The 13,547-nt window shown below is 67.6% G+C and carries 13 protein-coding genes; 12 read left to right on the top strand and 1 reads right to left on the bottom strand.

Going from position 1 to position 13,547, the window contains the following annotated elements:
• Positions 1-85: 85 nt before the first annotated feature.
• The 12 genes from pdhA to DR843_RS05640 all read left to right on the top strand — a co-directional run bounded on the left by pdhA (position 86) and on the right by DR843_RS05640 (position 10,827).
• Positions 86-1,183: a pyruvate dehydrogenase (acetyl-transferring) E1 component subunit alpha gene (pdhA, locus tag DR843_RS05585; protein WP_109684471.1), complete on the top strand. Its 1,098-nt coding sequence runs from the start codon at positions 86-88 to the stop codon at positions 1,181-1,183.
• The gene (locus DR843_RS05590; protein ID WP_109684472.1) at positions 1,180-2,175 is read left to right on the top strand and encodes an alpha-ketoacid dehydrogenase subunit beta; all 996 of its coding nucleotides are present in this window, start codon (positions 1,180-1,182) and stop codon (positions 2,173-2,175) included. Before pdhA ends, DR843_RS05590 begins: the two co-directional genes overlap by 4 nt.
• Entirely contained in the window at positions 2,172-3,470 is a 1,299-nt protein-coding gene (locus DR843_RS05595; protein ID WP_170119754.1) for a dihydrolipoamide acetyltransferase family protein, read from the top strand. The genes DR843_RS05590 and DR843_RS05595 overlap by 4 nt, the downstream gene beginning before the upstream one ends.
• 70 nt (positions 3,471-3,540) lie before the next feature.
• Entirely contained in the window at positions 3,541-4,311 is a 771-nt protein-coding gene (locus DR843_RS19995) for a FadR/GntR family transcriptional regulator (RefSeq protein WP_170119755.1), read from the top strand.
• Positions 4,312-4,384: 73 nt separating this feature from the next.
• On the top strand, positions 4,385-5,380 hold the full coding sequence (locus DR843_RS05605; RefSeq protein WP_109684474.1) for an ABC transporter substrate-binding protein: 996 nt from the start codon (positions 4,385-4,387) through the stop codon (positions 5,378-5,380).
• Complete coding sequence (locus DR843_RS05610; protein WP_109684475.1) at positions 5,377-6,204, top strand: ABC transporter permease; 828 nt, start codon at positions 5,377-5,379, stop codon at positions 6,202-6,204. The genes DR843_RS05605 and DR843_RS05610 overlap by 4 nt, the downstream gene beginning before the upstream one ends.
• The gene (locus DR843_RS05615) at positions 6,204-6,989 is read left to right on the top strand and encodes an ABC transporter permease (RefSeq protein WP_109684476.1); all 786 of its coding nucleotides are present in this window, start codon (positions 6,204-6,206) and stop codon (positions 6,987-6,989) included. Before DR843_RS05610 ends, DR843_RS05615 begins: the two co-directional genes overlap by 1 nt.
• Complete coding sequence (locus tag DR843_RS05620; protein ID WP_109684477.1) at positions 6,986-7,789, top strand: ABC transporter ATP-binding protein; 804 nt, start codon at positions 6,986-6,988, stop codon at positions 7,787-7,789. The genes DR843_RS05615 and DR843_RS05620 overlap by 4 nt, the downstream gene beginning before the upstream one ends.
• The gene (locus DR843_RS05625; protein WP_109684478.1) at positions 7,786-8,625 is read left to right on the top strand and encodes a fumarylacetoacetate hydrolase family protein; all 840 of its coding nucleotides are present in this window, start codon (positions 7,786-7,788) and stop codon (positions 8,623-8,625) included. Before DR843_RS05620 ends, DR843_RS05625 begins: the two co-directional genes overlap by 4 nt.
• Positions 8,622-10,022 carry an FAD-binding oxidoreductase gene (locus DR843_RS05630; protein ID WP_109684479.1) on the top strand — a complete coding sequence of 467 codons (1,401 nt, stop codon included), beginning with the start codon at positions 8,622-8,624 and terminating at the stop codon, positions 10,020-10,022. The genes DR843_RS05625 and DR843_RS05630 overlap by 4 nt, the downstream gene beginning before the upstream one ends.
• Positions 10,019-10,483, top strand: coding sequence for a VOC family protein (locus DR843_RS05635; protein ID WP_109684480.1), 465 nt, complete (start codon positions 10,019-10,021; stop codon positions 10,481-10,483). Before DR843_RS05630 ends, DR843_RS05635 begins: the two co-directional genes overlap by 4 nt.
• Before the next feature lie 11 nt (positions 10,484-10,494).
• Positions 10,495-10,827, top strand: a complete 333-nt coding sequence (locus DR843_RS05640) for a Dabb family protein (RefSeq protein WP_109684481.1) — start codon at positions 10,495-10,497, stop codon at positions 10,825-10,827.
• Positions 10,828-10,847: 20 nt separating this feature from the next.
• Here DR843_RS05640 and DR843_RS05645 read toward each other — a convergent pair whose 3' ends face one another.
• Positions 10,848-13,517, bottom strand: a complete 2,670-nt coding sequence (locus tag DR843_RS05645; protein ID WP_109684482.1) for an excinuclease ABC subunit UvrA — start codon at positions 13,515-13,517, stop codon at positions 10,848-10,850.
• Positions 13,518-13,547 lie beyond the last annotated feature (30 nt).

Below are 13,547 nucleotides of genomic sequence, written 5' to 3' on the forward strand. Positions count from 1 at the left end.
ACACACTACCGCCGGGTATGTCGAACTAATTCTCGGATTGTTCCGGGGTGTAGCAATCAATTGGCCACCGGGAAACACTCATCGCATGCCATATGCCGATGAAGAGCTCCTTCCCTCAGTGGACCCGGTGCAGTATCTCGACGCCGCCGGCCGGCTCACCGAGCTCGGCAAACGCGAGGTGCCGGACGATGAGGTGATGCAGGCGGGGTACGCCGCTCTGGTCGCCGCGCGCCGGTTGAACGATCAGGCGTACGCGCTGGTGCGGCAGGGGCGTTTGGCGGTCTACCCCTCCTCGCATGGGCAGGAAGCGTGCCAGGTCGCCGCGGCGATGGCTCTCGACGACGGGGACTGGCTGTTTCCGACGTACCGCGACACCGCTGCCGTGGTGGCTCGCGGCGTCGACCCCGTCGAGGTGTTCACCCTGCTCAAGGGTGACTGGCACTGCGGCTACGACCCGCGCGCGCACCGTGTGGCTCCCCAGACCACGCCGCTGGCCACCCAACTGCTGCACGCCGTCGGCGTCGCCCACGCCGCCCGCCTGCGCGGCGAGCCGACCGTGGCCATGGCACTGTGCGGAGACGGCGCCACCAGCGAGGGCGACTTCCACGAAGCGCTGAACTTCGCTGCGGTCTTCCACGTGCCCGTGGTGTTCTTCGTCCAGAACAACGAGTACGCGATCTCTGTGCCGCTGGCCCGTCAGACTGCTGCTCCCTCCCTGGCGCACAAGGGGATTGGGTACGGCGTGCCGGGGGAGCGCGTTGACGGCAACGATCTCGCCGCCCTGCTGAGCGTTCTTCGCCGTGCGGTCGCCCAGGCCCGGTCGGGGCAGGGGCCGCAGTTGATCGAAGCCCACACCTACCGGATGCAGGCACACACCAACGCCGACGACGCCACTCGTTACCGGCAGGACGATGAGGTGGCCGGATGGGTCGAGCGTGACCCGCTGCGTCGCGTGCAGACGTATCTGCAAGATCACCGGCTGCTGGACGAATCCCTGGCGGCCGAGATCGCGGGGGACGCCGAGGACCTGGCCACCCGGATCAGGGAGGGGCTCAACGCGGACGTCCAGCCCGATCATCGGGACCTCTTCGACCACGTCTACGCGCGCCGTACGCCGCAGTTGGCCGAACAGGAGTCCGTGGTGGCCGACGAACTCGCCCGGACTGTCGAGGTCGCCCGATGACCGCCACCGCCCTGGAGCAGCTGACCATGGCGGGAGCGCTCAACCGGGCGCTGCGGGACGCTATGGCGCAGGACGACTCGGTCCTGGTCTTCGGCGAGGACACCGGCCCGCTGGGCGGGGTCTTCCGGATCACCGACGGGTTGACCGCCGAGTTCGGTGAGCAACGGTGCTTCGACACCCCGCTCGCCGAGTCCGGGATCATGGGGTTCGCGATCGGCCTGGCCATGAACGGGATGCGACCCGTGGTCGAGATGCAGTTCGATGCGTTCGCCTACCCGGCGTTCGAGCAGGTTGTCAGTCACGTCGCCAAGCTGCGCAACCGGACCCGCGGCGCCCTGAGTGTGCCCATGGTGATCCGGATCCCGTACGGCGGGGGCATCGGTGGCGTCGAACATCACTGTGATTCCTCGGAGTCCTACTACGCGCACACCCCCGGGCTGCAGGTGGTGGCACCGGCGGATGTCGCCGACGCCTATTTCCTTCTGCGGGAGGCGATCTCCTCGCCCGACCCGGTGGTGTTCCTGGAGCCGAAGAAGCTCTATTGGAGCAAGGCGGAGGTCGATCTCGGGCAGCCGCGGCCGGGCATCGGGACTGCCCGGGTGGTCCGTGACGGCACGGACGCCACCCTGATCGCGTACGGACCGTCTGTGACGACGGCGCTGCAAGCGGCCGAGGTTGCCGCCGGGGAAGGCAGAAGCCTGCAGGTGGTCGACGTCCGCTCCATCGTCCCGTTCGATGACGAGACGGTGTGCGCCGCTGTACGGCGGACCGGGCGAGCCGTCGTGGTCGCCGAGGCGGCTGGGTTCGCCAGCGTCTCCTCCGAGATCGTCGCGCGGGTGACTGAGCGCTGCTTCCATCACCTCGCGGCGCCGATCCGGCGGGTCGTCGGGTTCGACATCCCGTTCCCACCACCCAAACTCGAGCATTTCCAGCTCCCGGACGTCGACCGGATCCTCGACGCGGTCGATCAACTCCAGTGGGAGGAGCAATGACAACGATGGATGACACCGAACAAACCTTCCTGCTTCCGGACCTCGGCGAGGGTTTGACCGAGGCCGAGATCGTGCGCTGGCTGGTGCAGGAGGGTGACGACATCGTCGTCGATCAGCCGATCGCCGAGGTCGAGACCGCGAAGTCGATCGTCGAGGTGCCGTCGCCGTACGCCGGGCGGATCCGGACCCGGCACGGACGCGAGGGCGAGACCGTCCAGGTCGGCAGTCCGCTGCTGAGTGTGGCCCGTGGCGGGGGTGAGCCGGCCGAACCACCTGCCGCGCAGGCGTACCGCGAGGAGGAGCAGGCGGGCTCGGGCAACGTTCTGATCGGGTACGGGACTTCGGGTCATGCGACAACCGGCCGCCGGCGCCGGGCCCGGCCGCCCGCCAAGGACGACAGCGGCATCGAGGTCGCGGCGGAATCGCGCGCCGCGCCGCGGGTGGTCTCCCCGTTAGTACGTCGATTGGCCGCGGAGAACGACGTGGACCTGACCGCGGTGCCCGGCAGCGGTCCACGCGGACTGATCACCAAAGCCGACATCGTGCGCTTCCTCGAGACGGCAGAGTCCGCCCCGGCTGCGCAGCCGGCATTGTCTGCAGACCCGGGAGCAACCCGAATCCCGTTGTCCGGCTTCAGGAAAGCTGTGTCCGAAGCACTGACGCGCAGCCGATCGGAGATCCCCGAGGCGACCGTGTGGGTGGATGTCGACGCCACCGCGTTGTGGCAGTTGCGGGAATCGACCAAGCAGGCCAATCCCGACTCTCCCGGGCTGTTGGCCTATCTGGCGCGATTCACGGTCGCGGCACTGAAGCAGTATCCGGTGTTGAACGCGCGTGTCGACACCGTCCGCGAGGAGATCGTGCAACTGGACCGGATCAACCTGGGCATCGCCGTCCAGGGTGAGCGAGGTCTGGTCGTGCCCGCGGTACTGGGAGCGGACGGCCTCACCACGACACAACTGGACGAACAGATCCGCTCGGTCACCGCGGACGCTCGCGTGGGGCGTTGTAGTCACGAGGTCCTGACGGCCGGCACCTTCACCCTGAATAACTACGGCAGCTTCCGCGTGGACGGCAGCGCCGCGATCATCAACCACCCACAGGTGGCGATCCTCGGCTTCGGCAGGATCCTGGAACGGCCCTGGGTGGTCGACGGCAGCATCGTGCCGCGGCGCATCACCCAGTTGTCGTTCGCCTTCGACCACCGGGTGTGCGACGGGGGGACGGCGGCCGGGTTCATGCGCTGCGTGGCCGATGCGATCGAGGATCCCCTGGCAGCGATCGCGGGACTCTGAGCGCCGCTCGTCGGGGGTTGATCCGCGGTTTCCCGTTGGCGGCCTACTGACGACCTTCTAAAGTCACTGGGTGACTTCCACTCGTTTGCCCACCGTTGAACTTCCGCCCGTCCAGGGTGGGGCCGGTCGGCAGGGCACCGCAGAAAACATCATCGAACAGGTCGTCGCGGCCATCGCCGACGGCACCCTGGCGCGCGGCCAACGGTTGCCGAGCGAGCGTGAGTTCGCCCGACACTACGGCGTGAGCGGGCCCACCGCACGGGAGGCTATCCGGGCCCTGTCGGCGATGGGACTGGTCGAGGCACGCCACGGCAGCGGCACCTACGTGACTGCCGACCCGGAGGTGTTCGTCAGCTCGGCGTTGACCATCGCCGCGCACATGTCCGACGTCACCGTCTCGGAGATCATCGACCTGTTGGCTGTCCTGAATGTGCATGCCGCGGAAGCCGCCTGCGAGGCAGCCACCGAGCAGGAAGTCGATGCGCTCGCCGCCGCTTCTGCCGGGATCGTCAACGCTGAGCAGCCCAGTTCCATCCTGACCTCGGTCACCGACTTCCACCGCGCCCTTGCCCGGGCTGCGCATCGGCCCCTCATCCAGATCATCAGCACCTTCCTCGTCGACACCCTGGCGGATCTGGAGGAGCGCACGTTCCCGGTGGACAGCGCCTTCTGGCAGGAGTGGACGGGCGCGCTCGCGGCCCACCGGGCGGAGATCGTCAGTGCTGTCCGGGCGCACGATCCGGGCCGCGCCGGCGCGGCCGTGCGGGCCTATCACCGCGAGGCGGGCCGAATGCTGGCCGATGAATCGGACCTGCTGTCCGCACGAACGAAGGTCAAATAGGCGGTCCGACAGAAAGTCACCTTGACACTTGGTGACTTTGCTTTAGTGTGGTCTGCGTCACTAAGGAGGACGCATGACCACAGTTCAGCGAGGCGCCATCGCCGCCACCATCGTCGGTCTCAGTTCGATGCTCGCCGCGTGCGGCGGCGGAGCCGCAGGCTCGCCGACGGCCCAGGGAGCCGGCTCCGATTCGGGGCAATTGCGCACTCTCGTCGTCGGAGTCTCCCCGTCCACTGCGGCGCTGTCGGTTGGCGTCGCGCAACAGCAGGGGATGTTCAAGAAGCACGGCTTGAACGTGCAACTGAAGACCGTGCAGTCCGGCGCCGAAGCCATCCCGCAACTGCTGAAGGGCGACTTGGACGTATCCCTGGGCGACACGGTCGGGACGTTCAACGCCGCGAGCAACGGCGTCGCGCTGCGAGCTTTCGCGGTCGCGACAGTGGCTCCGTCAGATCCCGCCAAGGACTTCTCAGCCATCATGGCCAAGCCCGGCATCACGACGGCGGCGGACCTGAGTGGCAGGACCATCGCGGTGAACCAGGCGGGTGGCTCGGCTGAACTCTTCGCCAAGGCCGCGATCGACAAGGCGGGCGGTGACTCATCGAAGGTCAAGGTCGTCGAACTCGCCTTCCCACAGATGGTTCAGGCCGTCCAGGCCGACCGAGTGGATGCCGCCGTGCTGGTGGAGCCCTTCGTGGCTGCCGGTCAGGCCGCGGGCCTGACGACAGTGCTGCGCCCGCAGGCCGCCGGCATCCCGGGTCTCGCCTCCAATCTCTTCGTCGCCTCCGCCCAGGAAGTCGCAGCCAAGAAGAGTGAACTGACCGACTTCGTCGCGGCGCTGAACGACGCCTCCGGATTCCTGACGAGCAACAAGACCGGCGCCTACGCCGCTGCGGCCGCGTGGACGAAACAGCCGTTGGCGAAGGTGGAGAAGACGCGGCTGCCCACCTACCCCCAGGACGCCGGCGACCTGGAGCCGATCAAGGGCATTGGGCCGCTGATGGTCAAATACGGCCTGCTGAAACAGGATCCCGACCTGAGCCAGATCCTCGCCCCCGTCGGATCATGACCATCGCCACCCCGGAACGGCGAGCCCGCAAACCGCTCGGTGCGAGGAGTCGCCCCGGCGCACACGGCGCGGCCTCGACCGCTGGGGTCGACAAGCTGGTCGCCGCCATTGCCGCGGTGCTGCTGTGGGCAGCCGCCAGCGCAGTCGTCGGAAGTGACACGGTGCCGGCACCGCTCACCGTCGCCCGGGAACTGGGCGGTCTGGTCGGCACGTCGCAGTTCTGGGCGGCGGTCGTGCAGACACTGGTGTCCACGGCCCTGGGTGTTCTGGTCTGTGTCGCGATCGGGGTCCCGTTGGGCATCCTCATCGGTGCGAACGCCTACGTGCGGGGCAGCACCGGACTGCTGGTGGAGTTCATGCGCACCATCCCGCCGGTCGCGGTCATCCCGCTGGGTTTGCTGCTCTATGGCCCCTCGTTGGCCATGAAGGTGTTGGTCATTGTGCTCGGCGCCGTGTGGCCGATGGTTCTACACGCCTGTTACAGCGTGCGGGACATCCGCCAGTCACATCGCGATGTGGCCACGGTGTTCGACGTACCGCGACGGGTGCGTTGGTTGCACATCTACCTACCCAGCATCCTGCCGGGCTGCGCGCTGGGCCTGCGCATCGTCGTCACCGTCGCGTTGCTCATCTCGGTGGCGTGCGAGGTGGTCGGTGGAGCGCCAGGGGTGGGCAACGCCCTGGTGCAGGCCCAGGTCGCGAACGACCTCCCACTCAGTTACGCCTACATCGTGACGGCCGCGCTGATCGGTGTGGCTCTGAACCTCGCGACCCATCGCCTCACCACATCGGTGATTGGCATCCGGTCCCGGGGGGAGGCGTGATGCGAATCGCGCGCCGCGTACTCCTCCAGCTCTGGCTCCCGGTAGCGCTGGTCACGCTCTGGTGGCAGCTGAGCCTGAACTCGTCCTCGCTGTTCTTCCCACCCCTGCGCGAGATCCTCGAGCAGTTCCGCCAGTGGTGGCTGGGTGAAGGCTTCACGCAGGACCTCTTGCCCAGTCTGCAGAACCTGCTCATCGGCTACCTGTTGGCGGTGCTGATCGGGGTCACCGCCGGCCTGGCCATCGGCAGTGTGCCGCGCGTGCAGCAAGCGATCATGCCCGAGCTGGAGTTTGCCCGGGCCATCCCGGCGGTCGCGCTGCTGCCGGCGGCGGTGATCGTGCTTGGTCTCACCGATGTCATGCGCATCGCGATCATCGCCGCCGGCGCGGTGTGGCCCGTTCTGCTGAGCACGATCGCGGGCGTGGCGGAGACCGAGGCGCAGCTGTCGGACATCGAGCGGGTCTTCCGGGTGCCGTCGCGAGTCCGCCTGCTCTGCGTGCGCCTGCCGGGTGCGCTGCCGCGCATCGTGGCCGGAGCCAGGGTCAGTCTCGCGATCGCAGTGGTCCTCATCGTCGTGAGTGAAATGCAGGGTGCCACCCACGGAGTCGGTAGTTATCTGCTCCTGGCGCAGCGCAACTTCGCCATCACCCAGATGTGGTCGGCCATGCTGCTGCTCGGTCTGCTCGGCTACCTGCTGAACGCTGTCTTCTCCCTCGTCGAGCGAAGGCTCCTGAGGTTCCATCCCATCAGCCACCCCGGCCACGCCGGACAGAAGGGCCGATCATGACCACGCAAACCACAACCGACCTGACCCTGGACGTCATCGATCTGGGCGTCACCTATCTCAGCGACGGTTCGCCGCGCACGATCCTCAGGGACGTCAGCTTCCAGACCCACCGCGGCGAGATCATCTGCATCGTCGGACCGTCCGGAGTCGGGAAGTCCTCGCTGCTGAGGTGTTTGGCCGGATTGCAGACCCCCTCGGCGGGTGCGGTGGCCATCCCGCACGACGCCGCGGCCCAGGGTGCAGCGGTCGTCTTCCAGGACTATGCGCAGTCGTTGATGCCATGGGCGAGCATCCTGGAGAACGTCGCCCTGCCGTTGCGCGGTAAGACCTCCAAACAGGTACGCCACGAGCGTGCCGAAGCGGGTTTGGCCGAGGTCGGTCTGTCCGGTCACGAGTCGCAGCGACCATGGCAGTTGTCCGGGGGTATGCAGCAGCGTGCGGCCATCGCCCGCGCGCTGGTCTCCCAACCCGCCGTACTGCTCATGGACGAACCATTCGCCTCGGTGGATGCGCAGACGCGGGCCGAGCTGGAGGACCTCACGCTGCGGGTGCGCTCGCATACCGGCCAGACCATCGTGGTGATCACCCACGACATCGACGAGGCCGTCTACTTGGGCGATCGGGTCCTGGTGCTGGGCGGCAGCCCGGCGACCCTGATCGCCGACCTTCCGGTGCCCCTGGCCCGCGAGCGTCACCAGTCGAGCACTCGCGCGGATCCCGAATTCGTGCGCTTGCGTACCGAAGTGCACGGTCTTGTCGCCCGACGGACCGTGGAACCACAGTGGGGAGAGTCGCAGTGAAAATCGTTCGCTTCCGTCGCGGAGACGACGTCGGCGTCGCGGTCAGAGATGGTTCCGGTGGCATCCACCCCACCGGTTACCGCGACCTGCGCGAGTTGCTCGCCGCCGCTGACCCGCTGGGAATCCTGCGCCGCAGCCTCGAGGGTCCCGCTGTCATGGCCGACCGCCTGCTGGCGCCGCTCGCCGATCGCTGCCAGATCGTCTCCACCGGAGGCAACTACCAGAGCCATCTGGCAGAGGTCGGTCTGGCGCCCCAAGAGCCGGTGTTCTTCCCCAAGCTGTGGTCGGCGGTGCTGGATCCGGACTCGGTGCTCGAGCCGCCGCGGCCGGAGTCGGAACTGGACTACGAGGTCGAACTTGCCGTCGTGATCGGCCGCACGATGCACCGGGTCAGCGCCGCCGAGGCGCTGGACTACGTCTTCGGCTACACGGTCGTGAACGATGTCAGTGCCCGTGAGGTGATGCGCAGGGAACCGCTGCAGATCATGCTCTGCAAGAGCGCGGACGGGTTCCTCCCGGTGAGTGAGGAGATCGTCACCGCAGATGAGATCGATCTCGACACCACCGTGGTTACCTGCGATGTGAACGGGCAGCGACGTCAGGAGGCTGGCGTCGCGGAGATGATCACCTCGGTACCGCGCCTGCTGGCGTTCCTGTCCCAGTACGTCACGTTGACTCCGGGCGATGTGGTGACGACGGGTACCCCAGGCGGCTCCCTGGTCGGGCGCCCTGGACTCGGCTACCTCACCCCGGGTGACGTCGTGACCGTCGCGGCGACCGGGATCCGGCCGGCGACGACCACCATCGGCTCCGGGCTGTGGCAGGTGTCGGCATGAACGCACTGGCCACACTTCTGCAGAGCAGGTTCGAAGGTCGCGTGGTGACCGCCGAGGATGCGGACTACCGCTCGAGTGCCGCTGTATGGAACGGCATGTTCGAGAAGCATCCCGCGGCCGTGGTGCGCTGCGCGTCTGTGACGGACGTGTCGATTGCCATCCGGGTGGCCCGCGATCAGGGCGTGCCCTTGTCGGTCCGCGGCGGCGGCCACCAGATCTCGGGCGCTGCCGTTGCGGACGACGCTCTGGTCATCGACCTGTCCGGGATGCGCACGTGCAGTTACCGCCCGGCGACGGGCAGAGTCGTCGTCGGGGGAGGGGCGCTGCTTGGCGATCTCGACCGGGAGTGTGCGCGCAACGGGGTCGCCGTACCAGCCGGGATGGTTTCGCACACCGGAGTCGCCGGGTTGACCCTCGGTGGCGGGATCGGATGGCTCTGTCGCTCAAGGGGACTCACGTGTGACTCGCTGACGAGGGTGACGATGGTTGATCACCTCGGTGAGGTCGTGACCGCGAGCGAGTCCGATCATCCGGACCTGTTCTGGGCGGTGCGCGGTGGGGGTGGCAACTTCGGTGTCGTCACCGGCTTCGAGTTCGACACGGCACCCCTTGGCCTGGTCACCTATGGGATGCAGGTGCATGACCTCCGCGACGCCGCCACCGTCCTGGCCCACCTGGAGGACACCCGGGAGCACTGGCCGCGTGAGTTGCAGGTCCTGGTCCGGTTGCAGCGCTTCGTGGGGCATGACGTGGAGCCTGATCCCCGCAGTCCGATGGTGCTGACGATCGAATGGCTCTGGGACGGAACGCCCGCTGAGCAGGTGCGGAACCTCTTGCCGCGGACCGACCGTGAGACGGTATCGGTGCGCCGGTTCACCAGCGTCCAGGCCCAACAGGATCATCGGTTCGGTCACGGACGGCGCTACTACATGAAGCCGGGCTATCTGCGCGATTTCGGCCCTGCGAGCGCCGCATCGCTGATCGAGGCAGCCCGGTCGGCGCCGCCAGGGGATGCGCAGCTGGAGATCCTGCAGTTGGGCGGCGCCATCTGTGACGTGCCCACCGAGCAAACCGCTTTCCCCGGTCGCGATGCCGTGATGGCCATCAACGTGCAGGCCGGCTGGGAGGATCGCTCCGACGACGAGCAGCTGGTCGGCTGGGCCCGGGCGGCGCACGCGAGCGTCGTCCCCGGCGGAACGGGTGCCTACGCGAACTTCGCCGGAAGCGATCGGCCCGACCTGGCAGCGGTCTTCGGAGAGGAAACCTTGTCCAGGTTGCGCGAGGTGAAGGCGACGTACGACCCGCAGGACGTCTTTCGTCCTGCGATCCACATCGAGCCGGCGGCGGTGCACGGTGCACCGGCTGCCGACTCCGAACCGAAAGGGGCCCTGCTGTGAACCGACCCTCCCTGGCGGGAATCCACCATCTCAAGTTCGCCGTGTCGGACCTGGACGTCAGTCTCGACTGGTGGGAGCGCGCCTTCGGCGGCCAGCGGCAACCCCATTGGGACCACACCTTCCCCGACGGACGATTGTTCGCCTACATGCTGCTGGTGCCAGGTGTCGATGCGCCGGTGGAACTGCGCCTCGCCCCTGGATCGGCGCTGGTCGCCGGCTTCGACTCGATCGTGTTCGCCGTCGAGACGAGGGAGGATCTCGAGGGTTGGGCCAAGCACCTGGCTGACGTCGGGATCGACAACTCCGGAGTTCTGCGGGGGTTCCTCGGCTGGCTGCTGGTCGCCCGGGAGCCGGATGGCAACTCGTTACGGCTGTACACGAACGAAACGCACGACTGGGACGTCGAGGGTGCCGATGTGCACAATCCCTGGGTCGCCTCACTGGAGCGTGATCGCCTGTGACGAGATCCGCCGTGTCACAGCAGGGGCGGGTGACGATGCACCTGGCGGTCTTCGCCTGGAACTCGCCTCCGACGGACGAGGAACAGGCTCAGTTCGTGGCCGCTGCGGAGGTGTTGCCGCAGCAGATCGAGGTGCTTCGCCAGCTGTGGACCGGGCCGGCGCGGTCCGCCACCGGTGGCGAACTCGCGCTGGTGGCCGTCCTGGATGAAGGCGGCCTCCAGGAGTATCTGCAGCACCCGGCCCATCGGCTGTTTCAGGAGCAGTACTCCGGGGACCGGTTGAGGCTGTTGGCCAACGCCCAGTTCGAGTCGACTGCCGCCGCCGTCACGCATCCCAAGCGTTGAACGGCGTGCCGCGTAGCGCACTAGGTGCGGTGCTGGTCCAGGAGGGCATCCGCCAGGTACGGCGCTGAGGCACCGACTTCTGCATCGGCCACCTGCTGTGGTGTGCCGGATGCGACGACCGTGCCGCCGGCGTCGCCCGCGCCCGGCCCGAGGTCGATCAGGTAATCGGCGGCGGAGGCGACGCGCATGTCGAGTTCGACTGCTACGACGGTGTTTCCAGCGTCGACGAGACTCTGCAAGTGGGCCACGAGACGGTCCGCGTCAGCGCAGTGCAGACCGGAGGTCGGCTCGTCGAGCACGTAGAGGGTGTCGCCGCGCTGGGCCCGTTGGAGTTCGCTGGCCAGTTTCACGCGCTGTGCTTCACCACCGGACAGTTCGGTGGCCGGCTGCCCCAGACGCAGGTAGTCCAGTCCGACATCGATGAGCGCCGAGAGCGACCGCTGGACCTCCTGCTCGCCGTCGAAGAACGGGTGTGCTTCCTCCACGCTCATCGCGAGGATCTCGGCGATGTTCTTCTCGCGCCAGGTGATCTGCAGGGTGCTGTCCTTGTAGCGGGTGCCGTGGCAGTCGGGGCATTCGGTATACACCGACGGCAGGAACAACAGTTCGACCATCACGGACCCCTCGCCCTCGCACGTCGGGCAGCGACCACCCTTGACGTTGAAGGAGAACCGGCCGGCCTGATAGCCACGGGCTTTCGCTTCGGGGGTTTGCGCGAAGCGCTTGCGCACGTGATCGAACAGTCCCGTGTACGTCGCGACGTTCGACCGCGGGGTCCGGCCGATGGGCTTCTGGTCGATACTGACGACGCGGCGTACGCCGGTCAGGTCGCCCTCGAGATCTCCCTCGAGTCGGTCGGGGGAGTCGGCCAGGAGCGCCTCGTTGTCTTCCGGTGAATCGTCAACGGGCGCAGTGCTTCCCAGCCGCTCGCTGAGCAGCGCGGGCAGCACCTGGCTGACCAGGCTGGACTTGCCTGACCCGGACACCCCGGTCACGATCGTGAAGACACCCATCGGGATCGACACCGACAGGTCGCGCAGGTTGTTGCGGGTGACGCCGGTGAGTTGGAGCCAGCCGCTCGGGTCGCGCGGAGTGTGCGCGGGCAGTCCGGAGGCGCCGAAAAGGTATCCGCGGGTGACGGACTCCTCGACCTGGGCGAGACCGGCGGTGGGTCCGCTATAGAGGATGCGGCCGCCGTGCTCACCTGCGCCCGGGCCGATGTCGACCAACCAGTCCGCGTGCCGCATCACCTCAACCGAGTGCTCGACCACGAACAACGAATTGCCACGGCGCTTGAGCCCATCGAGAATCCCCAGCAGCGCGGTGACATCCTGCGGGTGCAGCCCCGCCGACGGCTCGTCGAGCACGTAGACGACACCGAACAGTTCCGAGGTCAGTTGGGTAGCCAGGCGTAGTCGCTGAAGCTCACCTCCGGACAGCGTGGGGGTAGTCCGACCGAGGGACAGGTAACCCAGCCCAAGGTCGATGATCGGTCGCAACCGGTCGATGAGCTCGGCCGCCAGCCGTGCCGCCGCAGCCTGTTTTTCCGCCGACTGGTTCGGGGTCCGGCGTACGTCGGGGGCGGCCGTGTGCGCGGACCCGCCGGCAGCCACTCGGCGCTTGGTGGCGTCCCGCCGCACGGCGGCGTCCAGTCCCGTGCCGGACTTTCGTGCAGCGGGACCGTCAGCGGCCCCGTCCACAACGCCTTCCAGCAATTCCCGCATCTCCCGCAGCGGCAACTGCGAGAACTCGGCGATGTCGAGACCTTCGAAGGTCACGGTCAACGGTTCGGGGTTGAGTCGTTTGCCATGGCAGGCCGGGCAGGTCGCCACGTCGAGGAACTGGGCCACGCGGTGCTTCATCGAGGCGCTCTTGGTGTTCGCGAAGGTGTCGAGCACGTACTTGCGTGCGCCCACGTAGGTGCCCTGATAGGTGGGCTCCTCACCGGCCTTGATGGCGGCGCGTGCCTCGGCGAGGCTGAGCCGGGAATGCACCGGGACGAACGGCGTCTCCTCGGTGTAGAGGATCCAGTTGCGATCCTTCTTCGGCAGGTCCTTCCAGGGGACATCGACGTCGTAGCCGAGTGCGACCAGCACGTCACGTAACTGATGGCCGTGCCAGGCCGTCGGCCACGAGGCGATCGCGCGCTCCCGGATGGTCAGCGAGGGATCCGGCACCATCTTGCGCTCCGGGACCTCGAATACCCTTCCAATGCCGTGACATTGCGGGCACGCCCCCTGAACTGTGTTGGGCGAGAAGTCTTCCGCGTAGAGCATCGGCTGGTCGGCCGGGTAGTCGCCGGTCCGGGAGTAGAGCATCCTCACCAATGAGGACAGCGTGGTGATGCTGCCGACCGAGGACCGGGTGCTGCGACCGCCGCGCTGCTGCTGCAGGGCGACCGCCGGTGGCATCCCGGTGATCGAATCGACGTCCGGTGTGCCGGCTTGGTCGATCAGCCGTCGGGCGTACGGCGCGACCGACTCCAGGTAGCGACGCTGCGACTCGGCGTACAACGTGCCAAACGCCAGCGACGATTTTCCGGATCCGGACACACCCGTGAAGATCACCGTCGCATCGCGCGGCACCGTCAGGTCCACGTCCTTCAGGTTGTGCTCGCGGGCGCCGCGAACGCGTACGTCCGGTTGCACGTACGCGGGCTCGGACCGGTCGGGTGATCCTTCGGCGGGCATGCCGTCGAGGCTAGTGCGCGCACGGGACGG

Origin of the sequence: Branchiibius hedensis, assembly GCF_900108585.1 — a bacterium.
GTDB classification, from domain to species: Bacteria; Actinomycetota; Actinomycetes; order Actinomycetales; family Dermatophilaceae; genus Branchiibius; species Branchiibius hedensis.

What these genes read in the sequence shown, in the direction of transcription:
- DR843_RS05645 (WP_109684482.1), bottom strand. Translation starts at nt 13,517, where the DNA reads ATGCCCGCCGAAGGATCACCCGACCGGTCCGAGCCCGCGTACGTGCAA.
- DR843_RS05590 (WP_109684472.1), top strand. Translation starts at nt 1,180, where the DNA reads ATGACCGCCACCGCCCTGGAGCAGCTGACCATGGCGGGAGCGCTCAAC.
- DR843_RS05630 (WP_109684479.1), top strand. Translation starts at nt 8,622, where the DNA reads ATGAACGCACTGGCCACACTTCTGCAGAGCAGGTTCGAAGGTCGCGTG.
- DR843_RS05620 (WP_109684477.1), top strand. Translation starts at nt 6,986, where the DNA reads ATGACCACGCAAACCACAACCGACCTGACCCTGGACGTCATCGATCTG.
- DR843_RS05615 (WP_109684476.1), top strand. Translation starts at nt 6,204, where the DNA reads ATGCGAATCGCGCGCCGCGTACTCCTCCAGCTCTGGCTCCCGGTAGCG.
- DR843_RS05595 (WP_170119754.1), top strand. Translation starts at nt 2,172, where the DNA reads ATGACAACGATGGATGACACCGAACAAACCTTCCTGCTTCCGGACCTC.
- DR843_RS05605 (WP_109684474.1), top strand. Translation starts at nt 4,385, where the DNA reads ATGACCACAGTTCAGCGAGGCGCCATCGCCGCCACCATCGTCGGTCTC.
- pdhA (WP_109684471.1), top strand. Translation starts at nt 86, where the DNA reads ATGCCATATGCCGATGAAGAGCTCCTTCCCTCAGTGGACCCGGTGCAG.
- DR843_RS05610 (WP_109684475.1), top strand. Translation starts at nt 5,377, where the DNA reads ATGACCATCGCCACCCCGGAACGGCGAGCCCGCAAACCGCTCGGTGCG.